Origin of the sequence: Flavobacterium tructae (assembly GCF_002217475.1) — a bacterium.
In the GTDB taxonomy this organism is placed as follows: domain Bacteria; phylum Bacteroidota; class Bacteroidia; order Flavobacteriales; family Flavobacteriaceae; genus Flavobacterium; species Flavobacterium tructae.
Map to the genome: position 1 here is coordinate 61,718 of NZ_MUHH01000034.1, position 25,133 is coordinate 86,850.

Sequence of the window (25,133 nt, forward strand, 5' to 3'; positions counted from 1 at the left end):
CTTTTAAATGCAAACACCTCTAAAGCAGAGGTGTTTTTTTATTGCAGATGCTGTTAAAACTTAAGAGTTAAGTTTACTAACAAGTTGGCAGGAGCTTGCGCCATTCCGTAAGAATCCCAGTATTTTTTATTGTTTATGTTGTTGAATTTAACGCCGATTCTCCATGTTGGCTTATCATAAAATAGGGTCGCATTGTAAACAGAATAAGACGGGCTGTAAAAACTTTCATCTTCAAACTTGTATTGCTTGTCTACGTAGTTGCCTCCAAAACCAAGTCCTAAATCTTTTAATTTGTTTTGAAACTTATACGATATCCAATAATTAACTACATTTTCCGGAGCTCCGCTGGCTTTATTTCCTTCAATAGCGGCATCTGATGATTTTACGATGCGATTGTCATTATAAGCATACCCAAGCATAGCATTTAAACCTGCAACCGGAGTGGCAATAAATTCAAAGTCAATTCCTTTACTCACTTGTTTACCATCCTGAACATTAAAACCGTCAGAAGTTGTTCTTGTAGCATTATCAATCGTAATGTTGTAGTAACTTAATGTAGTACTTAATTTTTTATTGAACGCTTCTACTTTTACCCCACCTTCGTATTGGTTGGCATAAACCGGTTTTAATACTAACAAGCTTCCATCGGGTTGATTTACGGGACCCGAATTTTGAAAACCATTCATATAATTTCCAAATAAAGAAACCTGATTTTTAACCACTTCATAAACCAAACCTAATTTAGGAGATAGGGCAGTTTGATTGTAGCCTTTTGTGTCTTCCAGTTTTTTCTGAACGAAGTTGTCTAAACGAAGACTTAGCATAGCTGATAAACGGTCTGTAAAGCTTATCACATCTGAGGCATAAACACTAAATATTTGTTCGTCCGGAACTGCCCATGTAAGTTGAGATACCACGGCATCAACTTGTTTTTTTCGGATAGGATCAAAAGGTTTTGTGACATCGATAGTGTCCAGAACCGGCGTTGCGCCATAATTAAAAGTACCTTTTGAAAATCTGTAATTGGTACCTAATAAAAGTTTATGTTTGATACTTCCGGTAGAAAACTGACCGTTAATATTTTCTTGTATGTTGGTAAACTGATTAAATATTGGGCCAAAACGCGATACGCTTCTTTTTACTTCTGTTGGTGAAATCCATTGTGTGTAATATTGATAACTGCGATCTACATTTTCATCAATAAAAGAGAAAACAGTAGTAGATTTCCAGTTTTCTGCCAATTGATATTCGGCCTGAACAAAAACTTTTGTTGATGAAGTTTTGGCATCAAGATCATCGTGAAACAAACTTTTTCTATAGTCTACCTTTAAATCTGTTGGGTTTGTAATTCCCGAAGCATACGAACGTCCGTAAGTAGGACGTGTGTTGTTTACATTGTAAATTTCGGTATCAATACTTAAGGTTAATTTATCCGTTGCTTTGTAAGTAAGGCTTGGCGCGATCAGGAATGTTTTGCTAAAACCATAGTCTAAGAAACTCTTTTCGGTATTTACCGCAGCGTTTAATCGAAACAATACGTTGTTATCAGCTGTTAGTGGAGTATTAACATCAAGCGCTAGTCGGTTTAATCCAAAACTTCCTCCGGTATAGGATACTTCTGTTTTTTTAGTCTCAAAAGGTTTTTTGGTAACTAAATTCACAACACCACCAAAAGAAGAGACAGACGACCCGAATAAAGTTCCCGAAGGTCCTTTTAGAACTTCGATACGTTCGGCATTATCAATAGAAATAGAGCTTCGACCTGTCATATTTTCCATTCCGTTTCGGGCATTAACTCCGGTACTGAATCCTCTAAATGAAATTTCAAGCCCTCCTGATGGATAAATTTTTGTGGTGACACCAGGCGCATTTACAGCTGCACTTCTAATATCTATTGCAATTTGTTCCTGCAAAAGTTCTTTGGGAATCACATTATAGACTTGAGGGTTTTCAAGATTTTTCAGCGGCATTCTCGCAACATAATCTGTTTTTTTAGAGAGGATGCTTTTCTTACCGTTTACTACAACTTCATGCAGCTCTTTGTTGGAAACTTTTAATTGCAAATTGAGAACTGTTGTTTCACTTTCAGTTACCACTACCTCTTGTTCAGTAGTTTCATAACCGGTTAAAGATACTTGTAAGGTATAGGTATTAGTTCGTACTCTGTTGAGATCAAAACTGCCATCGTCGTTGGTTACGGTACCGTATTTTGAGTTTTTAAGAATGACATTTACACCGGCAGCAGGATCGCCATCAGATGTAGTAATCGTTCCTTTTATTTTTCCAAAGTTTTGCTGGGCAAACGAACCGAAAAAAGAGAAAAGAAAACTGATTGTAAGTAGAAAACGATAGGTTTTCATAATAGAATATTTCATTTTACATTGAGTTTGGTTAAAGTAACTGTTTTTATTTAGAATCAATAAAAACAGTGCAAATGTAAAAATTAATATTTCTTTAACAAATAATGTTTAGTTTGATTTCATGAACTTTGAGTTAAATCTGGGGTACTTTTTTAAAATTTCTTTGAGCAATGATCGGAATGAATTAAATTTCTGACGTTTATTAAAAAAGTTAAAAAGAGTAGAAGTTACATGTTGAAAGCCTTAATTTTGTATCCAAATTGAAACCCTCCTCATGATTTTACCTTTCTTGAAAAAACTGCAGAATTCTCCTAAGGGATTCCGTTTGGCTAATACTGTATTTTTTTTCCTTTCGGGATTTGGATATTCTTCCTGGGTGTCCCGTATTCCGCATATACAGGCACAATTGCATCTGTCTGAAGCTGAGTTTGGAGCTGTTTTATTTGCCTTTCCGATTGGCCTGATGCTGACCATGCCTTTTACAGGAATGCTGTTAAATAAATACAGCAGTCGTTATGTTATGCTTTTGGGAGCCATCATGTTTAATATTGCTCTGGCGTTGCCCGGTTTAGCAGCTTTTGTATGGCAGTTGGTCGTCATACTTTTAATTTTCGGAGCTTCGAGGAATATTTTCAACTTATCTATTAATGCACAATCGTTGGAGGTTCAGAAATTGTATCCAAAATCAATTATAACCCGTTTTCATGCCGTATGGAGTATAGCTGTTTTTTCGGGAGCAGGCTTGGGTTATGTAATGGTGACACAGCATATTGCACCGGTTCATCATTTACTTGGCGTTAGTGTTTTTATGATGGGACTTACCGCTTGCTTTTATCCGATGAGTATTCACAATGAGCCTGTACCGGTAAAAAAGAAGTTCTTTTCGATGCCGGAAAAAAATCTGATAAAGTTTGCCCTCATTTGTTTTGTGTCTATGGCCTGTGAAAATACCATGTACGATTGGAGTGGTATTTATTTTAAAAATATACTAAAAGCTTCTCCAAAACTAACCAGCGCCGCCTTTGTGTTTTTTGCAACAGCAGTAACTTTAGGACGTTTGTTTGGGGATTATGGTGTAATGAAATTTGGTACAAAACGGATTTTGTTTTACAGCGGAGTTTTAATCACAGCTGGTTTTACAATTTGTTTTGCCCTGCCGTATGCTTATCCAACAATTTTTGGTTATGTCTTGATTGGATTTGGAGTTTCCTGTGTCGTTCCGCTTGTATTTAGTATTGCAGGAAGATCATCCAAATTAAGCAGCGGTTCTGCCTTAACGTCTATCTCTACTATTGGTTATCTTGGATTTTTACTGGTTCCGCCTATGGTTGGTTTTATCTCTGAATATTTAAGTATGAAATGGGCATTTTTAATAATGGCACTTCTGGGGATACTGATGATCTTTATGGTGAATAAGATCGGAGAGAAGGAGTGATTTTTTTTGAGGGGCTAAGGTTCTGAGTTTTTTTTACGAAGGCATAAAGTTTTATTATTTGAGAAGAACATTCATTTTTTATCTATTTCGTTTATAAAATTCTTCCATTTTTGTTTTTCAATGATGTATGAATATTGGTAACTTTTTTCGAAAATTCGTATCTTATTTTTGAATTCAAGAGTATCAACATAAAAGAAATCGAGTTCTTCTTTTTGATTACGAAAATGAATAGAATAGGTGCTTTTTGGACAACAACAATAGCCTGTTTTTTCGGATTTTATAAAGATAGTTTCAAAGTTTTCAACTTGCTTTTTTATTACAGTTTTAAGTTCTTTCACTGGAGTATATGACTCCACGTTAATTCTTTTATTTGTTAATGTTGAATCGTACACTTTTATTATAATTTGAGTACTATTTGATAATGTATTATTAAAAGAAATGTTATCCCAAATGTTATTAATTACAGTTTGAGTTTTTTTTTCACAGCTTATTATTAAAATAGAAAATAAAATTATTAAAAATATATTTTTCATTTATCAGAAGAAATTGTAGTTTCAGTATGATACTCAAAAATGTAACTAAAGATCATAAGGACTGGTAAGCTAAGCCATGCAGTAAAGACAAGTTCTATTCCATTCTGACCATCTGAAACGTAGCACAATGTATTTGCTTTTGTGAAAAAGATACTCAGTGCCGTTTGCATAAAAATGTATTCGAGAAAATTAAAGAAAATCAGATTAGTTTTTAATTTTTCATAACTTTCTGTTTCTTTTTTCTTTAAACTTTTGTAAAATAAAACAGGTAAAAGGAGCATTCCTATCCAAGAAAGTAGCCAAAGTGCTTTCCAAGTAGTAGTGCATTCAACTCCTAAACGTTGTAGAATAAACTGGGTTCCAAATAGTAGGATTGCTGTAAAACCTGGAATAATAAACCCAATGACACAAAAAATCATTGTGGATTTTATATAGTTGTATTTATATTTCAAATTGAACTTAGCTTACTTTTGAAAAAAACTTAATTGGCTATTTCTTCGTCATCACAAATTTCTCTGAACTCGGTTTCCCATTCAAATTCCCTGAAATCTCAGCAGTTAAAGTATTATTCGCTCCTTTTGTATACGTTATTTTTTGTGGATAATCGTGTTTAGGATTTTCAAAAACCAATTGTTTGTCTGATTCAGCAGTCGATTGAAAAGCTACTGGTTTATCATCATTCTGGCCTTTCACGGTAGCAAAATAAGTTAAGGTTTCTTCCTTTTGAGATAACACGATGTTTTCTAAATGAATAGTATCTTTTTCTTTTATGAAATAGGAGGAAGCACTAAAAGTACTATCGTTTAGTTTTTGCCAGTTTTCGGTCAGAACCCCCTCTGGAGATTTGTTTTCCCAGTTCCCAATGAGCCAGTCTGCAACTTTGATTTTATCTTTTTCGGTAGAATCCTTTTTTTGACAAGAAACAGCAACTAAAACAAGAGCTAAAAGAGTAATTTTCTGAAACATATTTTTGAGTTTTGATCGCACTAAAGTATAAAAAAAATAGTTGCTACAGATTAATGGATTTAAATGATTTTTTTCACAGAGATTTATAAAGATTTAAGCAAATTTTTATAATTCAGAATTGAAATTAAATTTGTTCAAATTAACAAAATCTTTATAAAACTAAAAATCTGCGCTAATCCTTTTAATCTGTGGCTAAATATTAAACATTGTTCTGTAAAATAGAATAAACCAATTCCTTTGTTGGTTTCTGATCTTTTAATTTGGCTCGGACATCGTCAAAAGTAACTTTAAAATCACAACCTGATTTGTATTCACTGCAGCCGTAGGCCGTTTTACCCTTGAGAATTGTTCCTTTTTGACATTTTGGACACGTTAAGGCATCTGACGCTGTTGTCACTGATTTTGCTTTCGCAGTGGTTTTCTTCGTCTCTAATTTAAGTTTGTAATTTTCTTCAAAGCGAATCAAACCTTCAACAGTTCCTTCTTCGGTTTTAAACCCCTTTATATTTACAGTAGATCCTTTCTGAACCAATCTTAAATATTGATTTTCTGATATTTTTTTCTCTGCAAAAGTATAAGGCAGCAGAAAATCACAGCCCGATTTATAATTACCGCACCCAAAAGCAGATTTTCCTTTTATTAAAGTAGCTTTTTGGCATTTTGGACAGGTTTCGGCTAAAATTCCCGCAGTTTTCTTTTTCTCTGCTTTTACAACTGGTTTTTCAACCGTTGCTGCATGCGAAATGTTAGCATGTCTGGTTTCGCTTCGTACTTCAGTAACCAAAGCTTCTACCATGCGTTTCATGTTTTTAATAAAAGCTCCGGCAGTAAAAGTCCCTTTTTCGATATCTTTCAGTTGCTTTTCCCAGGAACCAGTTAGCTCAGCCGATTTGATAAGTTCGTTCTGAATCGTATCAATAAGCTGAATTCCAGTAGGCGTTGGCAAAACCTGTTTTTTGTTTCGAACGATATACTGACGTTTGAAAAGTGTCTCGATAATATTAGCCCTTGTTGACGGACGACCAATACCGTTTTCCTTCATCAATTCGCGCAGATCTTCATCATCGACTTGTTTTCCGGCAGTTTCCATGGCACGCAGTAAAGTCGCTTCGGTAAACTGGTTGGGTGGTTTGGTTTCTTTTTGCAGAAAAGAAGGTTCATGCGGGCCTTTTTCTCCCACCACAAAACTGGGTAACAAATCCGCTTCTCTTTCTTTAGCGTTCGGGTCTTCGAATACGATGCGAAATCCTTTTTTTAAGATCTCTTTTCCTGTGGCTCTAAAAGTTACGTCAGCTGCTTTACCAATTACTGTGGTATTGGCTACGAGACAGTCGTCATAAAATACGGCAATAAAACGTTTGGTAATAATGTCATAGACCTGCTGCTGGTTGAATTGCAAATGAGCTTCTATTCCGGTTGGGATAATCGCATGGTGATCTGTAACTTTTTTATCGTTGAAAACCTTTGGTGATTTTTTTATTTTTTTCTCTAAAAGCGGTTGAGTTAACTCGGCATATTTAGTTAATTTTTGCAGAATTCCGGGTACTTTTGGATAGATATCATTTGGTAAAAAGGTGGTATCTACTCTGGGATACGTGACCACTTTTTGTTCGTATAGAGTTTGTACGATTTTAAGCGTTTCATCTGCCGAAAATCCAAATTTGGTATTGCAGTATACTTGCAGACCAGTTAAGTCAAATAGTTTTGGAGCGTATTCGTTTCCGTTCTTTTTTTCAACCGAAACAATTTCGAATTCGCTTTCTTTGACTTTATTGGCCAGAAGTTCCCCGTCTTCTTTTTTCAGAAAACGTCCTTCTTCATAACTGAAAAGAGTTTCTCGGTACAAAGTCTGCAGTTCCCAATACGGCTGAGGTTTAAAATTTTCGATTTCTTTAAATCGGTCGACAACCATGGCCAATGTTGGTGTTTGTACGCGTCCAATAGACAAGACTTGCTTGTAACCGCCATGTTTTACGGTATATAAACGTGTAGCATTCATTCCGAGTAACCAGTCGCCAATGGCTCTTGAGAATCCGGCATAGAATAAATTATCGTAGTTTTCAGAGGGTTTCAGGTTTTCAAAACCTTCTTTGATAGCTTCGGTGGTTAGGGACGAAATCCACAAACGCTGCACTTCACCTTTGTAATTCGCCTCGTTCATTACCCATCGCTGAATAAGTTCCCCTTCTTGCCCGGCATCCCCGCAGTTGATGACTACTTCGGCTTTGTCGAACAGACTTTTTACGATTTTAAATTGCTTTTCGATTCCTGAATTTTGAACTACTTTGGTTTCAAATTTCTCAGGAAGCATGGGTAAATTGTTCAAATCCCAGCTTTTCCAGTGCGGTTTGTAATCGTTGGGTTCTTTTAAGGTACATAAATGCCCGAAAGTGTAGGTTACAGCATAACCATTGCCTTCAAAATAACCATCGTGTTTGGTATTGGCTCCCAAAACGGATGCGATTTCACGTGCGACACTTGGTTTTTCAGCAATACAGACCTTCATTTTTCTCTTTCTTATTCGAAAAGCGAAATTAGCGATTTTTTATAAGAAAGGGGCAAAGGTTCTTGGGAACAAAGCGACAAAGTTTTTAAGGGTTTGTTCTAAATGTAAAGGTCAATATTAGTATGAGGAGGTTTGTTTTGTTTTTCATTGTTCCGCTTATCATCTAAATCAGGACTTTTACCTTTGAATTTAAGAGTGTTGAGATCTTAATTTTATTGACTGTCACTACTTCATTACAAAAATGAAACAGCGTTAAATTAAAAAAGCGGCAAAAAAATTCTTGCCGCTTTTTAGATTCTCAGTTATCGATTATTTCGCCTGTTTCAAATGTTTGTCAAGGAATTTTTCCATAGCACCATAAAAATCATAACGATTGTTCTGATTATGGAAACCATGTCCTTCATCATTTTTTACCATATATTCTACAGTAACACCGCGTTTTTTTAAGGCTTCAACCATCTGATCGCTTTCGGCTTTGTTTACCCTCGGATCGTTAGCTCCCTGTGCTACAAATAAAGGCGTTTTTATTTTGTCTGCGTGTAAAGCCGGTGATGTCGATGCAAGCAGTAAACTGTCTTTTTTAGGATCGCCTACCATTTCGTGAAATTGATCTAAGTAAGGCTTCCAATAAGGCGGAATCGTATTCATAAACGTAAATAGGTTACTTACACCAACATAATCTACCGCTGCGGCATACAAATCGGGTGTAAAGGCAACCCCTGCAAGAGTTGCATAACCGCCGTAACTGCCACCATAAATAGCAATTCGTTTTTCATCGGCAATGCCTTCTTTTTTCAGCCATTCCACACCATCGGTAATATCGTCCTGCATTGTTTTCCCCCATTGTTTAAAACTTGCTTCCCAAAATTTCTTTCCGTAGCCTGTACTTCCTCTGAAATTCATTTGTAAAACTGCATAACCGCGATTCGCTAAAAACTGAACCTCCGGATTGTAATACCAGCCGTCTCTTGCCCAAGGTCCACCATGCGGATTGATAACAACAGGCAGGTTTTTAGGCTCAATTCCAAGGGGAAGTGTTAGATAACCATGAATTTCCAGACCGTCTCTCGATTTATAAGTAACAGGTTTGATGTGGCTCATTTGTTTTTCCTCAATCCAGGGATATGGATTTGCGACTTCTTTAATTTCTGCAGTTTTAAAATCATACAGATAAAATTTCCCGGGAGTTCGGTCGTTCCCCGCCCAGGCAATAGCTTTGGTTCGGGCATCATCATAACTTACAATTTCGGTTTCGTAGCCTTCCAGTTTCTTTTCAAGATTGTTTTGAATGGTTTCCCAGTCTTTATCAAAAAAGTGTTTTTCCTGTTTTTCTGCTTCCCAGCCAACAGAAGTTAAGACTTGTTTTTTTCTGTCGTAATCAAGAGTACTTAGATCGTAATTAGGGTCAGAAAATAATTCTTTTACATTTTTCTTGCTAACAGGATCGTATTCAACCAAGATTACTTTGTCTTTTCCGATATTGCTAAGCGCGTAGATATTTTTATTGTTTTTATCGAAAGAAGCAGGCGTAAAAATATCTTTGAAAGTGGTTGTAACTAAAGGAGTAAAAGGCTCTTTTTCTGAATTTCGGTAGTTCCAGGTAATGTTTACGCCATCGGTTTTTGAAGCCAGACGAATTATACCATTGTTGTCTGTAAACCAACCATCGAAGTTTTCTTTGTTGTCGTAAAGTAGTGTTAGTGTTCCTGTTTCGACATTAAGAAGATAAGGATCAAAATATTCTTTTACTCTTTTGTTGATCTGTACGATGAGTTCTTTTTCTTTTCCTTTAATATCAATGAGCGCGTCTGTAATATCGCTTCTTACACCCGGGAAAGGGGTTAGTGCTTTTAAATCCTTTCCATCTGCTTTTACCGAAAATAGCTGGAAATTTTCATCTCCGCCTATGTCTTGTGCATATACAATTCTGTCGCCTTTCCAGAAATAACCGGAAATACTTCGCAAAGTATCGTTGGTAACGCGAACGGCCTTTTGTTCGCCTACTTTCTGAACAAAAATGTTTGATTTTCCTTTATAATCGGCACGATAACTAAAATAATTTCCATCGGGCGAAATTCGGAAGGTGCTTTTTTCTCCATTTTTAAAGAATGTTTTTACGTCAATCAATGGAGCAGGTGTTTCTTTTGGCTCCTGTTTGCACGAACTTAAAAGAACAGCCAAAACAACTAAAACGGATAATACGTTTTTTTTAATCATAATTTACTTTTTTTGATGATGATGAAATTGTTTTTGAAATTTACATTTTCAGGTATGTTATACTGTTGAAAATGTGATTCTTATGAAATCAAAAATAAGAAAAAGTTTGCGATTAGAGTCTGAAGGATTAAATTGTTTTAACAATTGCTTTTGATGGTGAACAGAAGTAGAACTTTTGAAAATGAATTTGTACTAAAGATTTGTGGATTCAAGAAGGAGAATTATATTTTATGAGAAAGACTTTGCAGAGGGAGATACTTTTGTCGACGGCTGATCTGGATGAGTCATTTCAAGCGAAGAAGTATTCATTTAGTTAGTGGATTGGTTTTAAAAGTAAAACAGAATAAATAACAAGATAATACTTCAAAATATTCCTTTTTTTAACGATTAAAATAATTATATTCGCTTGTAACTAATTCAACCAAAGTCAACTACCATGAGTGTGAAACAAGCTGCAACTATAGGTGAAGTCATTCAGCTATTAGATGAAATAATCGAGTTATCAAAAATAGAACAGAGTAATATAGGTTTATTTGCAACGCTATACCGTGAAGTGACGGTGAAGGTAAAAGAAGGTATTCAAAATGGAGCCTTTCAAAATGGGGAGCGAATGGAAAAATTGGATGTCATTTTTGCCAATCGGTATCTAAAGGCCTATTATGAATATAAAGCCAAAGAAAAACCATCGGAATGTTGGGGTTTTGCCTTTGAACAAGCCGAAAAGTTTTGGCCAATAGTACTGCAACACCTATTACTCGGAATGAATGCTCATATCAACCTGGACTTAGGTATAGCCGCTGCAGAGATCAGTACGGTTGAAGATATAGGAAGTTTAAAAGCTGATTTCGATAAAATAAATACCATTTTAAGCAGTCTCGTAGGAAGCGTAGAAAAGTGTTTGATTAAAATTTGGCCAACGCTTACCTGGATATTAAAATTAACAGGCAAAGCAGATACCTTTTTTATTGACTTTAGCATGGAAACCGCCAGAGACGGCGCTTGGAAATTTGCCAATGAATTTGTAGCGGTTCCCGAGGATAAAAGAGTGACCTGTGCGCATGAAAGAGATGTGAGAATAACAGAAATAGCCCGCTTGGTTTCGAACCCGGGATATTTTGTGAGTGCCGTTTTCAAATTCATTCGTTTATTCGAAAGAGGTACAGTTGCTCAAAAAATAATTGACATGCAGATCGTTGAGCAAAAAAACTTGGAATGTGCTGTTGCTTGATTTTTAGAAAGAAGCGCAAAGAGTATTAATTCAATTTTTCTATTTTGAAATCGAGAGTCATTCCTTCAAACAAAGCTTTTCCTTTAGAGGTATTACCATTTATCTCAAATATTTCGACAGCTATAGTTTTTCCTAAAAAATAAGGTCTCTGACATTTCGTAAAGGTAAATTCATAATTGCAGTTTGATTTCCAGATAATTTTACCTTGAATTTCGTCTTTCGATTCTTTAATAGTCTCAATTTGGGTTGTTTCGGTTCGAGTTATAAATGTATCCGGAAGTCCTTCGCTTGTATAAAGAAATTTTCCAGTTTTAAATTTTTCACAATTCGATTCTTGTGAATGGCATTTAATAGATAGAAAGCCAAGTAAAAGAAAAATATATACTTTTTTCATAAAATCTAGATTATTTGTAAACAAATATATTGTAGATTGGATTTTAATCCAATCTACAATATTGGCCGAGCCTATGGCTCTTTACCTTGATGATGTATTTTTTTCTTTTAACCGAATGTTTTCGGTTTTTATAGAATCTTTTGGTTTTATGGTATCTTCCGGCTTAGTTACTTTGGTTTCATTTATTGTGTCATTATCGATTACGGCAGTTTCACCATTTACCATAGCTTTTCCCATACAACTGGTTAGGGAGAAAACTAAACTCAAAGAAAATAAAGCCATTTTTTTAATGGGTTTGATTCTAATTCGGTTAAATCGATTTTTTAAATGATCGTATTTCGTATTTTTTTCAGTTTCTATTTGAGTAGATTTAAAATAGCCACAGATATTTTCTTTACCCGAATTTTCAATAAAATAGTTCTGAATTTCGGTAGTATTCATTTTTGTAAAATCAACTACAGTTTTACTACACGAACCACAAAATCTACCATTTTTATTGGGTGACATTGAGTTCCAGTTTTCATTACAGGGTTTTAGTACAGTTATTTTATTTTCCATGGTTATTTTAAATTGATAATTCAATTGGTTAGACAAAAATTATTCCAGAATGAGAATGTTTTTCCATCTATTTAGGTTTTTTCTATTACAATGTGTGCATCGCGCTCTCGCTGTCGTATCAATTTAATTCCGCTAGGAATGATTCATTTGTAGCAACGGATTTTAATCCGTTGAAGAAAAGATTTTGGGTTTCCAAAGTTCCATAGGAACGACACCTATTTATCGTCTTTACTGGTGCCGAACCGCTGATTTTTTTTATAAACGTACCTATTTAAATTGGATTAAAATTATGTTGTTCGAAGGCTACGAGTTTATATTTACTTTACGAAGTCACATGGCTTTGAAAAATTAAGGCTTCGCAGAGCCGGAAATAGAGTTGCTGAATAAGGAGTCTTACTTTTTAGCTGATTTTATTTTCTTAATTTCGGCTTTGAGTAATTTTATTTCTTGTTCCTGCTTCTCATTCTTTTTATTTTGGTCGATAATATAGAGCGTCATTTCTTCCATTTTCTGTAACAATTTCATTTGAAAATCTTTCATATTGAGTCCATTTTCAAGCATTTCCTTTTCAGATGCAATTTCAGGAAGATGATGGTTGGTTGTTACAAATTTTTCAAGTTCGTTTAAAGTCATTAATTTGTACTCTTTTTTGAATACAAAGTCAGGGATACAGGTTCCTTGTAAATCAACTTTTACTTCTCTTGCTCTTATTGTTCCGCAAACATCCAATTTATATAGAGGAGATGCTATTCCAATTCCTATATTCCCGTCACTGTCTATTCGAAGCCTCTCCTTTCCGGAAGCCCCAAATGTTAAAAAGCCACCATGTACAGAATGCCCTCTATGAAAACTTATATAGCCATTATTTCGATTGTTCGCGAACTCTTGAGTTATTGTAAAGGTTGGTACATTTATAGGTTGGGTTACACCACTACTGACTACCAATTTATTATCTTCTGAACTGGTTGCTAATACAGCGGCATCGGAATTGGCACCGTTGTTTATGTGCAGTTTTGCGGTAGGGGTAGTTGTTCCGATGCCAACATATCCATTTTCAAATATTGCGGCATAATTATTTGTTGCATTTTTAGCAGTTACCCAAAGCCCAATATTACTTTTATTAATTCCCTGATCGTCTAAAACTGAAATTTTTTGCGCTACATTTAAACAGCCGTCGCAACCAAAATTCCCGGAAATGTGTTTTATTTCAACGGTAGGGATTAAATTCCATGTCGGTTTGCTAATCGTTAAAGGAGAAGTGACAGAACTTGTTCCAATACCCACAGAAAGATCTGTATAAATAAAGGTTGTTCCGCTCCATTGTGCATTAGCTGTCAAAATGAAACTAAATAATGCTAGGCTGGTTAAAAAATGTTTTTTCATGTTTATTTTATTGATGGTATTAACTGTTTACTATAGGATTTAAAATGCGGAAATCCTACTGAGAGCTTTGGTTTCAGCATCCCGATTGTGTATGCAAAGAATATAAATTAATGTCAATAAGCAAAACAGTTTAATCATTATCTCTATAATTTCTTATTAAAAAAATCATGAGAAGTTGCATGCTTTAATTCCGTAGAAATGAAATACGGTGTAGCAACGGATTTTAATCCGTTGAAAAGAAAAAGGTTGTTTCTAAAAGTTCCGTAGGAATGACACCTATTTGCCGTTTTTATAGGTTCTGAACTGTTCGTTGTCTTTTTTGGTTCTTTATTGTTATAATGTAATTTTTGGCACAAGAAAAAAGTAAAACAAGGTTTATAGATTAATTCATTCTTAGCATTTCTAAAATTTCGACAGAAAATAAAAAATAAAGCAAGGTTAAAATCCATAAAGTGAAAAACAAAATAGACAGCGGTTTGAAAATTTTATACGTTTTCCTTGTCTTTTCTGATCCTCTCGTTTGAAATGTATCATTCGGTTGCAGAAAATCATAGCCTGACGCGTATTGGGTTGTTATGTTGGTTTTTGGCTGTACATTATTCAATTGATTCAAATATTGCGGTTTAGTGTTTTCATTAATGAAGTTGAGAAACTCACGTTTGTTTTCCTGATGAAATGATTTTACTTCGTCAATTTTTCTATTCGATTTGATGAAATTTATAGCCTCTCTTATTTTTTTTGAAAACTCAGCGTATTTATTTTCAGTAGCAGCAATCTGTTTTTTAGATTCTTCAATTTTTCTGCCGTTTTCCTGGTGCAATCGCACATTTTGTTCGATACTTTCTTTAAGTTTCTTGATAGAGATTATCTTGTTTTCTTCGAGTTCAGAAATTTCTTTTTCGTAATCATTTAGAATTAACTGTAATTGTTTCTTTTTTTCTTCTTTTGCAATTTGTATTTCATTATCAAATCCTTCTTCGTTAGTCGTTCTATAGAGACCTTTGCCGTGACTGAAGCTTGCAATTTCTTCATTATCCGTAAAAAATATGGTATCAAAACGGTTTAATAGCTCTAAAGACTTTTTAAAGTTATGCTGTAGTTTATCAATATTTATTTTAGAATACACAACCAGATTAGAATTTGACGCATAAAAGCTGGATGGTTCGTTAAAACTTTTAAGATTATAACTAAGTTTATCAAAGTCTTGAGGCAGATCTACAGTAAAATTATCCGAATGATTAACCATCAGGGTTTTGTCTTCAATGTTTTTACTAACTAGTATTTTATGAAATTCATTTAATTTATTGATAGTAACATTTTCTTCTGCAATTTCATTTGTAAAAAGAATACTTGCCCCTATAAAAGTTCCTCCTCTATCGGAATTCTTCTCTTTTGCAAACGAATATTTTGAATATGAAATTGAGTTTAATCCATTTGCCGACTCTTTGCGTATAGCGTATAAGGAGCTGTTCTCAAATAGTTTTATGGCATTTGTATTTAAATCAAACGTTTTGATTGATTTTGCAACATTTTCATTTCCCATTTTAAAAAATGTCTGTCTGAAGCCGTACGGATTTCCAAATGTACCAAAGGCCAACAAGTATATGTTTTGTGTCATTTGTTTTAGAAGCTAAATTTTAAACGTTCCCAGAAAGTGCCTTCATAATCTAACGAATATCCTATAATACTTTCATAAAGCCAATTAGACAAGACTTCTGCCTGCGCTAAATTTAATAGTGTTATCCTTTCTCCGTTTCCGTTATTTTCTATGCTGCCAATGGTGAAATAGGTTTTATTTAATTCATATGAATTTATTCGGTTATTGGTTCTGGGAAGTCTTTCGTTAATGAAATTTTCTAATTCATTTTCATTAGATACATCTGTTCGGCCTGATTTGTCCCATTTAGAAATCACTAAAATCACATTTATTGATTTTAAATTTTTCCCTTTTCTTTCGAGTTCATCAAGAAATTCATTTATTAAAGTATCTTCCAGATGTGCATTGTCAAAACTGGTTACAATGATAAAAGTAAGCGGTATGTTTGCATTCAAATAAGCTTCGATGCTACTGTGATATGTGCCGCCTTTGCTGATATCTTTGTGATTCTCTCCGGAAGTTTCTAAAAAAGTTAAATTGATAGAGGGCACTTTTTTAGATTTATTATTAGGTTCAAATATTAAATCTAATCGGGTTACCTGATCGCGGGTTGTTCTGTTTGGTAAGATTCCTTGTCTGATGTTTTCAAAAAAATCAGACAATAAAACCTGCGCTTCTTTTGAATTGGGAGTTCCTAGTTTTGGACGCAAAACCCCGGCATGCGAACTTAAATAATAAAGCATTGAAGACAGAATAACTGATTTACCAGATTCTCCAACACCAAAAAAGAAAACAAAATTGCTGTCTTTATTTTTAATATCATTTGTATTAGCATTTGCCAATGGAACAAAGTCAGGTTTTACTTCATTTTTTGTTTCAAATGAAATAGGTTTCAATTTTTCGTCATCAAAAGACAATGGTTTCAGATTTTTGATCTCGCTGCTCATTTCAGTTTAGTTTTTTGCAATTAATACTTTACCACTTCTTTTGTTTCCACTAAAGACACTCGAACTATTGTTGCTGTTTTCATTGCTTGTAGTCGCTAATAAGACTATGATAACAATAACAAAATCTAATAAAATACAACCCATTAATACTACAAATTGATACATTCCAAAGTTTTTAACGGCATGGTCAAAAGCAAAACCTATTTTTCCAACATCTTGTGTTTTTGAAATTTCAGGTGTAAACTTAAATTTAGTATCGCCCAGTACAGTATGAGCGCGATTTCCCAGTTTATTATACTCGGCCAATGATTCATCAATTAAGCCTTGAGAGATATCATCCTTTTCTTTTTTAGAAAGCAGTAATAAATCCTGAATCCTTTTATTCCATTTTAGGGCGGCATTGTTTACATCCGTTTTTAAAGCTTTTTCTTCCGGAGAAAGATCAGAAATCATATTGTCGATCTGGCGCCCCATTCGTTCTGCCAAATCATCATAATCATTGGCAACAGGAGTCAGAAGATCAACATTTTGTCCTGTTAATCCTTCTATATCTCTTATTAAGGTTTGTGCTCTTGTTCCAATTCCTTTATTTCCGGGATCTTTAATTTGCTCCATCATTTGTTTTTTCTTGATTTCAATGTTTTGCGAAGTCTCCCGATTGTATTTATAGCTTAATTTGGACTGAATGTCGGCTTCCAGATTATTGAAACGTTCGTTGATATCTCTCAATTCGGCAGTATAAATGTCTGTTTTCATAAATCTGGTATACAAAGCATTAAAATTGGCGATGAAACAAAATGAGGCTATGAAGATGTAAATACCCACATAGCTGGAAGTTGATTTACCATTTGCTTTTGCAGATCGGATCATCCAAACTAAAAACAATAGTAAAAGCGATAGGACCAAAGCGATTATAAAGGATGCCGGACCAAAAATTTGATCTAATCCAAGCCAGGTTTGATAAAAACTGACACTGATTAATAAAAAGGCAAGTATTGCCAGGAAAAGGTCTGTAACATTAATTGATTTTTTACTCATGGTAGTTGGTTTTAGAATTAAATATTTATCCAAAACTAACTTCTTATGACTCAGTTATTTTACGGAAATCCGTAATTAGGATAATAATCCAAAAGCATTATAATTTTAGAGTAGAAAATACTTTTTGAGCTAAGTTTTGATAAAAAAGGAAGAGAGAGTAGTGTTTTTTAATTCCTTTGGAGGCAGGAGTTTTTACGTCTGTATTTTTTATAATTTTAATTCCGCTAGGAATGAAATATTTTGTAGCAACGGATTTTAATCCGTTGAAAAAAGGATTTCCGTTTTACAAAGTTCCATAGGAACGGTACATATTTATCGTCTTTATAGGTTCCGAACCGCTGGCTATTTTGTAAACGCGTGTATTCAAATTGGATTAAAATCCAACCCTACAATATTGGTCGGGCCTATGGCTCTTTACCTTGATAATGTGTCTTTAAATTTCTTTGCAGGCAGGAGTTTTAGACCTGTCTTTTTACATAATTTTAATTCCGCTAGGAATGGTTCATTTTGTAGCAACGGATTTTAATCCGTTTAAAAAAGGATTTCCGTTTTTACAAAGTTCCATAGGAAGGGTACATATTTATCGTTTTTTATATGTTTCGAACCGCTGGTTCTTTTGTAACCGCATATATTCAAATTGGATTAAAATCCAACCCTACAATATTGGTCGAGCCTATGGCTCTTTACCTTGATAATATGTCTTTAAATTTCTTTGCAGACAGGAGTTTTAGACCTGTCTTTTTGCATAATTTTAATTCCGCTAGGAATGAAATATTTTGTAGCGACGGATTTTAATCCGTTTAAAAAAGGATTTTCGTTTTGCAAAGTTCCATAGGAACGACACCTATTTGCAGTCTTTATAGGTTCCGTACCGCTGCTTTATTTTGTTGATGCATTTTTAGTACAAGAAAAACAAAGCACATTTGCAAGATGTGTAAGAAAAAGCGTATTTTCAAGCCCTTTTTAACAAGCAGTTCAAATAGTATCTTACAGAAACAATTCTGTTTTTTACAGATCATTATTTTTTAAAAGAATTTTAAATATCTTTGAATTATGAGTACAGCAACAAAACCAAATCACATAGGGCGAAAAATTAGCCGTATTCGTGAACTGAAAGACATGAAGCAGGAAGCTTTGGCACAGGCTTTAGGAACCAACCAACAGGCCGTTTCAATTATGGAAAACAGCGAAACTATTGATGACGAAAAACTAATAGCAGTGGCAAAGGCACTGGGGGTAAGTGTAGAGGCAATTAAAAATTTTTCGGAAGAAGCATTTTTTAATATTATTGGGAATACTTTTCAAGATCATGGTTCAATTACGACAGGTAATTACCACTGTACTTTCAATCCTCTAGATAAAGTGGTTGAATTTTACGAACGTTTGGTTCAGGCTGAAAAAGAATTGGTGAAAGCCGAAAAAGAAAAAGTCGAATATTTAGAGAAAGTACTTAAAGGAAAGTAATAGTCTCGAAAGAGAATTTTTATAGTAAGAATGCGCAAATGTCTTTTGGAGACATTTGCGCATTTTTGTTTTAATTGCCAATTACTTGTACGCTCGCGATAGTCAGGAGAAGCACATTGTATTCTTGTGGCAAATTTGATTTATATTTTTGTTTTGCCACAAAAGCTGTAACAAATTTTAATTTATTTTCATTTTGTTACAGAAGTTGTTACAAAGTTGAATTTATTTTTATTTTGTTACAGAAAGTGTGACAAAATAATTTTTTGTTTTCATTTTGTCACAACAAAAATTTCCTTGTAAATCTTTTTAGGATTAAGTGTAAATAGGTGTTTTTTTCAGGACGAAACGAGGATAAAGCGAGTGATCATTTTCTAAAAAGCTTGCGACCATGTATATTTTATAAGTTCATATAGTTCTTTTTGTCTTTCTTCAATTGCTGCTATCTCAAGTAAACCTTCATTATTGGGTTGATGAATTGAAAATGTAAAATCAAATGGCAATTTTCTCAAATCAATAGCAGGAATTTGACCAGCCAGCATTTCATTCCAAATGATGTTACTTTGACCATAAAGTTCCATCTTGTCCTTGTATATATCTGCTCCACTACTTAAATTATGTTGATCTTTCAAAATTAGCAAGGCACCAAATTGATTTCGTAATTTATCAAACAAATAATAATCAAAATCTCCTTCAGAATTTAAAAACAATGATTCGTTTTTTTCATTATGAGCGTACATATGTTCAAGATGTAACTCGTACGATTTACGATTAGTTCGATTGAATAAATTTTCGATATCTATTGTAGAATTTGTAACTAATGAAGCTCTACCCATAAGTTTCGAAAGTGTTTCATCGATACGTAACAGAATATATTTAGATAAATTTTTATTTTGATGGATAAGACTTTGGTAGTTAAAAGTACTAAATAGATCGCTAATCTTGGTTAATGTAGATTTAGGAATAGTTTCATTTTCTTCCATTTTTCCAATTACTACAGCATCAAATTGTGAGGTAATTTTATCCAAATCTAATTCTCTTATTCGTGTACAGATGTCTATTATATATGTTGGTAAAAAAGACGACGAGTCATATAAATTTTTTAGTCTAAGTAATATATGCATTTGGTCAAATTTTTTAGAAACCAAATCAATTTTTTCACTTCTTGTTGGATCATTGTATTTTGTGGCAGACATTATTAACATGTATTGCTGTTTTTGATCCAACATTCTATTATATAATACAAATCGATAATTTATTGTTTTTTGTAGTTCTAAATATAATGCTGAAAAGAATTTCAGTTCTTGAGTTACAAAGTCAAATAATTTTTGTTTATCCTTAAAGTCATTTAAATATTTTCTAATACTACTGTTTTTGTATACTTCATAATGATATTCATTTTCCATTCTTTCATACTCGCTAAGGTTTTTGGCGAATTTTGAACGAAAATATAATTTAAAAAAATCATCTACATCAGAATTAGCTTTGTAATGATCATCTAAAATTTCCGACCAAGCCTTATTTGCCCCTTCCTTTTGTTTTTCATCAAGAATACCTAGAAATTTTCCTTTTAAGATTTCGAAAGGCTTCAATCCAAGTCCGCGATCATTAACTACTTCAAAAATCATTGCGACATTATGTGAGCTTGTAATTTGAATTTCTACTATACTTATTCTGTTTAATAAATATGTCAAATAGTAATTAAATTTTGTTGCATCAAATTTATTGTCGCCTTCAAAGAACAATTTGTCGTAATATGTGCTTATAAATTTATAGTTTTCAATTATCCTATATTGTGTTTCGTCTGCATTTATAAATCCTTCATGTTTTAAAGCAAGTATTGCTGCAAATGCTTTTTCTCTGTTATCATTATGAATTTTAAATTTTTTTTCTCCAAAAGCGCCTGATTCAAAAATCCTATCCTCAATATAACCTGCTTCATAGATTTTTAAATCTTGATTTTTCTCTTTTTCAGATTTAGCAATCTGGTATAATTTAATTAAGATAATTAAAAAAGTTGTCAATCTCTGTTGACCATCAACTATATTTTTTTTGCCAGGAACTTCGTTAGTAAGGAATGTATTTACAAAATATGGTTCAAAATTACTTAAAACGTCTTCTCGAATTCTTGGTGGATCATCTTCTTTTATCGTTCCAACATCAAATCTTACTTGTATATCATTTAATAAAGTTTGAACTTGTTTATGTGACCATTTATACTCTCTTTGATAGATATCAATATAGTAAGAATTTGAAGTATTAAAAACTCCTTCAATAGTTTTATCATCTGGAGTAATGAGTTTTTGTACAGTTTTTTGCATATTATTATTGGATAAGTTTTGTTTCTCTTGATTTCAATAACTTACAGGTAAATTGCGTGTGTTCGAGATAAGTCTTTCCTGTGTTAACTAGCGAGATGCTTGCACTAGCGGAGGAATAAGCAATATGATCATATTGGTTAGTATTAATAAAATTCTTTTTCTGTAGATAAATTATGTTCTAAATTTTTTGGTTCAATATAACTTAAAATATTAGGATGTAGTATGGTAGTAAGTGATACAGATTTAAACAATGAGTTAATGAAAAAATTTATATGTGAATTATTTTTTTCATGCGGAGTTATGAATTGATTTTTAGAAAGTTCTAGTTCATCCTTATCATCATTTATTCCAATTGGGTAGCATAAGTCTGATCCAGAAGGTACAGCATAATGTAATAATCCATCTTCAATACTAAGTATAAGATTATGTCTAAAACTGTCTTCAATTCCATCATAAATCTCATTCATTTTATTTTCTATATCTGTTAGATCGAAAGTGAATTTTCTGCAAATGAGAAATGTGTTTATTTGGTCAAATCCGAGTATGTCAGGGGCATATTGATAGTCATCTTCCGACTTGAACTGTCTGCTAAATATTTCCGGACTTAGTATGTTTTTTCTTATTTTTTTTAGATTGGAAAGTTTAATTAATGCTTCTTTTAATTGCGAAAAATTCATGTCAGATTTCACTTCTCCAACTGCAGCAATAGTTTCTACTGGGAAGAAGCGCTGTTTATTTTCACTTTGAAGTAGAGGTGTAAAATTTTTATCATAAATAATGATATCACATTGATGGCTTACTTCGTCATTATTATTAATTACAAATCCATCTGAAATGGCATAGTTTTGAGGAATAAAAAATTTTATAAAATCTTTACATATTTTTTCTCTGTATACACCATACTCTTGGTTATGGATCATTCTTTTCTGATCATCATTATAAAATACTACTTTTGACACATTCAGAAAGCCATTTTTAAATATTTCGGTTTGTTCTTCTAGTAGTGCGTTAAAGATCTTACTTGCCATTTTACGTGAGTTATTTAATTTTGATTGATATATATGATTTTGTTAGCAGTCAGGATATTAGTATTAGCGGTTAGCTTATTTAATCTTAGTTTTGTTGTATAATAAATTACAAACCATAAGATTAAAAGTTATAAAAAAAAAATCTTCTTCAAATCTCTTTTCTTTATAATTATATACCCCGTTTGTTAGTGCGAGCGTTTCGCTCATGCGTACAGGGAATCCACTTATTTTGGTAGATGTGCGACCAATTCAACCTCTAATTTTGCAGTTGGCATGTATAATTGTACGATTTGTACCCATGTAGCAGCAGGAAAGTCACCATTGTAGAATTTTTTTCTAACGTTGTTGTACTTTTTCATGGTCTCAATATCGGTTGTATATAGATTTTCTTTTACCACATTGGCAAATGTGGCACCATAACTCGCTAGCGAAGCCTTTAAATCGTTATAGACCGTTGTTATTCCTGCCGGAGTTAGTTCCGTTGTTACAGCCCCCGAAATGTAAAGCACATTGTCTACTTTTAAAACCTGAGCATAACCAATAACGGTATCTTGTTTGGGTCCGTTGTTCCAATGCCATTTTTCTTTTTTTATTTTGGCTTCTTGTGCAAAACTGATATTGAAAACGAATAAAAAAGAAAGTAAAAGAAAATGTTTCATGATGGTTTATCTTTTGATTGGAGTTTGTTTTAAGGTTTTATCTGGATTTAGATGCTCGTACTGGGGGGAGCTAGTTTATATTTATTCTAATTTGAAACCCTCTGAAGTACTTTGTCAACATATTCGAGAGTTTCTTGTTGTTCTGCATAACTAACTTTTTCGATTACTTCTGGTGTAATCATTTCTGAAAGCTCATCTAATATAGAATTAATTTTATGGAAAGGATCTTCATAAAATTTACTGCATTCCTTCATGTCTTTTTCCAGTAAGCTTAGCAAAGGGTCTTCGGAGAATTTCTTACGATATTTTCCTTTATACATCAATGAAATGCTATCCTTTATTAGCCAAAATCGAATGCTTGATTCTTTGAATAATTGACTTAAATTATTTGTCTTTTTTGTATCTCTACGATTTGAATATGATGTGATATATCCATCTAATAAATTAAGAGATCTCATTGAACGTAAACCTAAATAAATAGCTTCACAAAATTGTGCTGGTTCTAATAAATTTAATTCCAATAAAGCTTCAAAAGTATATTTAGTAGCAATGTAGTCGCAAGTAATTTCTTCGACTAAATTTTTTCGTCTTTTGTCATCTAAATTGAATTCAAAATTTTCTATATTTTCATTTTTTTGTTTGCTCAACTTATTCAATATAGAAAAAGTCTGATCATCAATATATTTGCTGATTTTATTAAATCTGAAATTTAAATATCTAGGATTTTTTTTTACTATTAAATGAGCAATTTCATGAAAAATTATAAATGTTTCCTGAATGTATGTGTATGAAGATATAAGACTTTCCGCCCTATAAGCAGAGTTCAGTTTTTCAAATGAATTAGTTTTTTTTCCTAATTCAATAAACATGTCAGCTTCAATCCCCATTCCTTTAACTCTAAAAGACTCTACTAAATATCGAAAGCAATAGTGATTAATAACATGTGGATCGTTTAATTGTAAAAATGCTTTGTTAAATAAGTTTATTGTCTTTCCTAAATATTGGTCATAAATTATGAAGTTTTTATTATTAATTTCTAATGTTTCATTTTTACGGTTAAGCGAATAGACGGTCTGAAAAGTAACATGTATATTATGTTTTTTAAGTGCATTTTTGACATGTAAATAAATACTATCATAATAGATATGATTAATATTTGCATTTTCTTTTTGTAACCGAGAAGTATCAATGTATTTTTGCAGATATGGTTCATCTACTTTATACTGCTTATATGCTGCTGTATTAAAAATATTTTTGTGTATATAAGTAATAGAATCAGAAAGATATTCTAGAAAATTATTTTGATTTTTTTTTAGATTTGTTAGCATAAATAGTTTCTAAAATTTCTTTTGCATTTTTCTCAGATACACCATGTACTTCAACTCCATTGTCAATAATTTTGACATGTTTTCGAGAGCGTATGTTTTGGACTATGATTGTCGTTAAAGAACCAATAATTGTTGAAGAAAGAGGAATAATATAGTTGGTTAGGATTTCTCCATCCCATAAAGATGATTCAATTTTTTGAAAATCTATGCTTTCTGTTGTAAAATTTTGCTCTAAGATTTGTTCGTTTTCAGTCGTAGTTTGTAAGATGATGTCCATATGATTTATTTTGGTTTTATTGAACAAACCTCGTTTTTAATTTTAACAAAGGAGCAAGTAAAAATACCTGATTTTCTAAAATGGAGAGCTAAAATATAGATGTAAATCTATTTTAGGATTAAGTCTAAATATGTAAACTTTTTTCAGGACGAGACAGGGGGGTATTTACCATAATTACTTGTTCCATATAAATAGACTTTCTTAGTATCTTTTCTAATTGCTTCTGGTAAAAGATTGAAAAGTATATTGACGAAAGATTTTCTGCCAGTGTTTCCTATTAATTTTAAACTCATTTCTTTGGTTGGATTATCAGTTGTTAGCGTCTCAGAAATTTTAAAGATTCTTTCAAATATTTCGCTGACACTATTTATTAAATCTTCATTTTTTGCTTTTAATAAATCAATTGAAATTGCATCTGAAAAATCAAGTTTAACTTTATTGTCTGAATCGTCTAAATATGCATTGAATAAAACTAATTCGACACTTCCGGAGTATTCCCAATTTGTTGCTTCCTCAGTTTGAATCCTTAATTGATTAAATATTTTTGGATCAAATGTCCAAGCTTCTCCATCAACTGTAGTAGCAACAGGGAGAGTAGGTTCAAGTATTTGAGGTTGATAGCCAGCACAAAAAAAGTCAATTGTTTCTTCGGAACGATTATTATAATAATCAAATTTTTTTAAAATTTCATCTTCAGTGAAGCTGTCCTGTTGTGCAAATAATAACCCAACGATTTTTGAATTATTCTTTTCACGCTCAAAAGAATATCCAACTACTTCTTTTAACTCGTCATAATTTTTTACTACGTGCATATTTTTATCTTTTTAATCTGTTAGAGTGTGGGTTCCGCTTGTGACTATTTTCATTGTTAGACTTTATTTGAATTGCGTTTACGTG

At 32.9% G+C, this 25,133-nt stretch carries 21 protein-coding genes; 3 read left to right on the forward strand and 18 right to left on the reverse strand.

Features of this window, described 5'->3' with window-relative positions; genetic code table 11:
* Positions 1-53: 53 nt before the first annotated feature.
* Complete coding sequence (locus tag B0A80_RS15625; RefSeq protein ID WP_165769267.1) at positions 54-2,375, reverse strand: TonB-dependent receptor; 2,322 nt, start codon at positions 2,373-2,375, stop codon at positions 54-56.
* Positions 2,376-2,634: 259 nt separating this feature from the next.
* Between B0A80_RS15625 and B0A80_RS15630 the strand changes: the two genes are divergently transcribed.
* Positions 2,635-3,795 (forward strand): MFS transporter, encoded by a 1,161-nt coding sequence (locus B0A80_RS15630; RefSeq protein WP_089077858.1) that lies wholly within the window; start codon positions 2,635-2,637, stop codon positions 3,793-3,795.
* A 71-nt stretch (positions 3,796-3,866) separates the two neighbouring features.
* On the opposite strand, the gene B0A80_RS15635 is transcribed toward B0A80_RS15630, so the two are convergent.
* From B0A80_RS15635 to B0A80_RS15655, 5 genes are all read right to left on the reverse strand, one after another.
* On the reverse strand, positions 3,867-4,328 hold the full coding sequence (locus B0A80_RS15635; RefSeq protein ID WP_089077859.1) for a hypothetical protein: 462 nt from the start codon (positions 4,326-4,328) through the stop codon (positions 3,867-3,869).
* On the reverse strand, positions 4,325-4,747 hold the full coding sequence (locus B0A80_RS15640; protein ID WP_089077860.1) for a hypothetical protein: 423 nt from the start codon (positions 4,745-4,747) through the stop codon (positions 4,325-4,327). The genes B0A80_RS15635 and B0A80_RS15640 overlap by 4 nt, the downstream gene beginning before the upstream one ends.
* Positions 4,748-4,817: 70 nt before the next feature.
* Positions 4,818-5,294 carry a DUF6265 family protein gene (locus B0A80_RS15645; protein ID WP_070906954.1) on the reverse strand — a complete coding sequence of 159 codons (477 nt, stop codon included), beginning with the start codon at positions 5,292-5,294 and terminating at the stop codon, positions 4,818-4,820.
* A 199-nt stretch (positions 5,295-5,493) separates the two neighbouring features.
* The gene (locus B0A80_RS15650; protein WP_089077861.1) at positions 5,494-7,800 is read right to left on the reverse strand and encodes a type IA DNA topoisomerase; all 2,307 of its coding nucleotides are present in this window, start codon (positions 7,798-7,800) and stop codon (positions 5,494-5,496) included.
* Positions 7,801-8,109: 309 nt separating this feature from the next.
* A complete protein-coding gene (locus B0A80_RS15655; protein WP_089077862.1) occupies positions 8,110-10,017 on the reverse strand; it encodes a S9 family peptidase in 1,908 nt (635 codons plus the stop codon).
* A gap of 436 nt (positions 10,018-10,453) precedes the next feature.
* Between B0A80_RS15655 and B0A80_RS15660 the strand changes: the two genes are divergently transcribed.
* Positions 10,454-11,245 (forward strand): DUF5995 family protein, encoded by a 792-nt coding sequence (locus B0A80_RS15660; protein WP_089077863.1) that lies wholly within the window; start codon positions 10,454-10,456, stop codon positions 11,243-11,245.
* A gap of 25 nt (positions 11,246-11,270) precedes the next feature.
* On the opposite strand, the gene B0A80_RS15665 is transcribed toward B0A80_RS15660, so the two are convergent.
* The 6 genes from B0A80_RS15665 to B0A80_RS15695 form a co-directional block, all read right to left on the reverse strand.
* Complete coding sequence (locus B0A80_RS15665; RefSeq protein ID WP_070906950.1) at positions 11,271-11,639, reverse strand: hypothetical protein; 369 nt, start codon at positions 11,637-11,639, stop codon at positions 11,271-11,273.
* A gap of 81 nt (positions 11,640-11,720) precedes the next feature.
* On the reverse strand, positions 11,721-12,197 hold the full coding sequence (locus tag B0A80_RS15670) for a hypothetical protein (RefSeq protein ID WP_089077864.1): 477 nt from the start codon (positions 12,195-12,197) through the stop codon (positions 11,721-11,723).
* 393 nt (positions 12,198-12,590) lie between these two features.
* On the reverse strand, positions 12,591-13,580 hold the full coding sequence (locus B0A80_RS15675) for a hypothetical protein (protein ID WP_089077865.1): 990 nt from the start codon (positions 13,578-13,580) through the stop codon (positions 12,591-12,593).
* 382 nt (positions 13,581-13,962) lie between these two features.
* Positions 13,963-15,198 carry a hypothetical protein gene (locus tag B0A80_RS15685; protein ID WP_089077867.1) on the reverse strand — a complete coding sequence of 412 codons (1,236 nt, stop codon included), beginning with the start codon at positions 15,196-15,198 and terminating at the stop codon, positions 13,963-13,965.
* A gap of 5 nt (positions 15,199-15,203) precedes the next feature.
* On the reverse strand, positions 15,204-16,124 hold the full coding sequence (locus B0A80_RS15690) for a hypothetical protein (RefSeq protein WP_089077868.1): 921 nt from the start codon (positions 16,122-16,124) through the stop codon (positions 15,204-15,206).
* Positions 16,125-16,130: 6 nt separating this feature from the next.
* Positions 16,131-17,162, reverse strand: a complete 1,032-nt coding sequence (locus B0A80_RS15695; protein ID WP_089077869.1) for a hypothetical protein — start codon at positions 17,160-17,162, stop codon at positions 16,131-16,133.
* A gap of 1,053 nt (positions 17,163-18,215) precedes the next feature.
* Here B0A80_RS15695 and B0A80_RS15705 point away from each other — a divergent pair.
* A complete protein-coding gene (locus tag B0A80_RS15705) occupies positions 18,216-18,626 on the forward strand; it encodes a helix-turn-helix domain-containing protein (RefSeq protein ID WP_089077871.1) in 411 nt (136 codons plus the stop codon).
* 371 nt (positions 18,627-18,997) lie between these two features.
* On the opposite strand, the gene B0A80_RS15710 is transcribed toward B0A80_RS15705, so the two are convergent.
* The 6 genes from B0A80_RS15710 to B0A80_RS15735 all read right to left on the reverse strand — a co-directional run bounded on the left by B0A80_RS15710 (position 18,998) and on the right by B0A80_RS15735 (position 25,048).
* Complete coding sequence (locus B0A80_RS15710) at positions 18,998-20,944, reverse strand: DUF262 domain-containing protein (protein ID WP_089077872.1); 1,947 nt, start codon at positions 20,942-20,944, stop codon at positions 18,998-19,000.
* A 143-nt stretch (positions 20,945-21,087) separates the two neighbouring features.
* Positions 21,088-21,972: a DUF6602 domain-containing protein gene (locus B0A80_RS15715; protein WP_089077873.1), complete on the reverse strand. Its 885-nt coding sequence runs from the start codon at positions 21,970-21,972 to the stop codon at positions 21,088-21,090.
* Positions 21,973-22,196: 224 nt separating this feature from the next.
* On the reverse strand, positions 22,197-22,631 hold the full coding sequence (locus tag B0A80_RS15720) for a RidA family protein (protein ID WP_089077874.1): 435 nt from the start codon (positions 22,629-22,631) through the stop codon (positions 22,197-22,199).
* An 86-nt stretch (positions 22,632-22,717) separates the two neighbouring features.
* Entirely contained in the window at positions 22,718-23,959 is a 1,242-nt protein-coding gene (locus B0A80_RS15725) for a hypothetical protein (RefSeq protein WP_089077875.1), read from the reverse strand.
* Complete coding sequence (locus tag B0A80_RS15730) at positions 23,928-24,236, reverse strand: hypothetical protein (RefSeq protein WP_089077876.1); 309 nt, start codon at positions 24,234-24,236, stop codon at positions 23,928-23,930. The genes B0A80_RS15725 and B0A80_RS15730 overlap by 32 nt, the downstream gene beginning before the upstream one ends.
* 143 nt (positions 24,237-24,379) lie before the next feature.
* The gene (locus B0A80_RS15735; RefSeq protein WP_089077877.1) at positions 24,380-25,048 is read right to left on the reverse strand and encodes a hypothetical protein; all 669 of its coding nucleotides are present in this window, start codon (positions 25,046-25,048) and stop codon (positions 24,380-24,382) included.
* Positions 25,049-25,133 lie beyond the last annotated feature (85 nt).

Excerpts from the sequence above, each read along its gene's own strand:
- B0A80_RS15625 (WP_165769267.1), bottom strand. The coding sequence starts at position 2,375 with ATGAAATATTCTATTATGAAAACCTATCGTTTTCTACTTACAATCAGT.
- B0A80_RS15630 (WP_089077858.1), top strand. The coding sequence starts at position 2,635 with ATGATTTTACCTTTCTTGAAAAAACTGCAGAATTCTCCTAAGGGATTC.
- B0A80_RS15635 (WP_089077859.1), bottom strand. The coding sequence starts at position 4,328 with ATGAAAAATATATTTTTAATAATTTTATTTTCTATTTTAATAATAAGC.
- B0A80_RS15640 (WP_089077860.1), bottom strand. The coding sequence starts at position 4,747 with ATGATTTTTTGTGTCATTGGGTTTATTATTCCAGGTTTTACAGCAATC.
- B0A80_RS15645 (WP_070906954.1), bottom strand. The coding sequence starts at position 5,294 with ATGTTTCAGAAAATTACTCTTTTAGCTCTTGTTTTAGTTGCTGTTTCT.
- B0A80_RS15650 (WP_089077861.1), bottom strand. The coding sequence starts at position 7,800 with ATGAAGGTCTGTATTGCTGAAAAACCAAGTGTCGCACGTGAAATCGCA.
- B0A80_RS15655 (WP_089077862.1), bottom strand. The coding sequence starts at position 10,017 with ATGATTAAAAAAAACGTATTATCCGTTTTAGTTGTTTTGGCTGTTCTT.
- B0A80_RS15660 (WP_089077863.1), top strand. The coding sequence starts at position 10,454 with ATGAGTGTGAAACAAGCTGCAACTATAGGTGAAGTCATTCAGCTATTA.
- B0A80_RS15665 (WP_070906950.1), bottom strand. The coding sequence starts at position 11,639 with ATGAAAAAAGTATATATTTTTCTTTTACTTGGCTTTCTATCTATTAAA.
- B0A80_RS15670 (WP_089077864.1), bottom strand. The coding sequence starts at position 12,197 with ATGGAAAATAAAATAACTGTACTAAAACCCTGTAATGAAAACTGGAAC.
- B0A80_RS15675 (WP_089077865.1), bottom strand. The coding sequence starts at position 13,580 with ATGAAAAAACATTTTTTAACCAGCCTAGCATTATTTAGTTTCATTTTG.
- B0A80_RS15685 (WP_089077867.1), bottom strand. The coding sequence starts at position 15,198 with ATGACACAAAACATATACTTGTTGGCCTTTGGTACATTTGGAAATCCG.
- B0A80_RS15690 (WP_089077868.1), bottom strand. The coding sequence starts at position 16,124 with ATGAGCAGCGAGATCAAAAATCTGAAACCATTGTCTTTTGATGACGAA.
- B0A80_RS15695 (WP_089077869.1), bottom strand. The coding sequence starts at position 17,162 with ATGAGTAAAAAATCAATTAATGTTACAGACCTTTTCCTGGCAATACTT.
- B0A80_RS15705 (WP_089077871.1), top strand. The coding sequence starts at position 18,216 with ATGAGTACAGCAACAAAACCAAATCACATAGGGCGAAAAATTAGCCGT.
- B0A80_RS15710 (WP_089077872.1), bottom strand. The coding sequence starts at position 20,944 with ATGCAAAAAACTGTACAAAAACTCATTACTCCAGATGATAAAACTATT.
- B0A80_RS15715 (WP_089077873.1), bottom strand. The coding sequence starts at position 21,972 with ATGGCAAGTAAGATCTTTAACGCACTACTAGAAGAACAAACCGAAATA.
- B0A80_RS15720 (WP_089077874.1), bottom strand. The coding sequence starts at position 22,631 with ATGAAACATTTTCTTTTACTTTCTTTTTTATTCGTTTTCAATATCAGT.
- B0A80_RS15725 (WP_089077875.1), bottom strand. The coding sequence starts at position 23,959 with ATGCTAACAAATCTAAAAAAAAATCAAAATAATTTTCTAGAATATCTT.
- B0A80_RS15730 (WP_089077876.1), bottom strand. The coding sequence starts at position 24,236 with ATGGACATCATCTTACAAACTACGACTGAAAACGAACAAATCTTAGAG.
- B0A80_RS15735 (WP_089077877.1), bottom strand. The coding sequence starts at position 25,048 with ATGCACGTAGTAAAAAATTATGACGAGTTAAAAGAAGTAGTTGGATAT.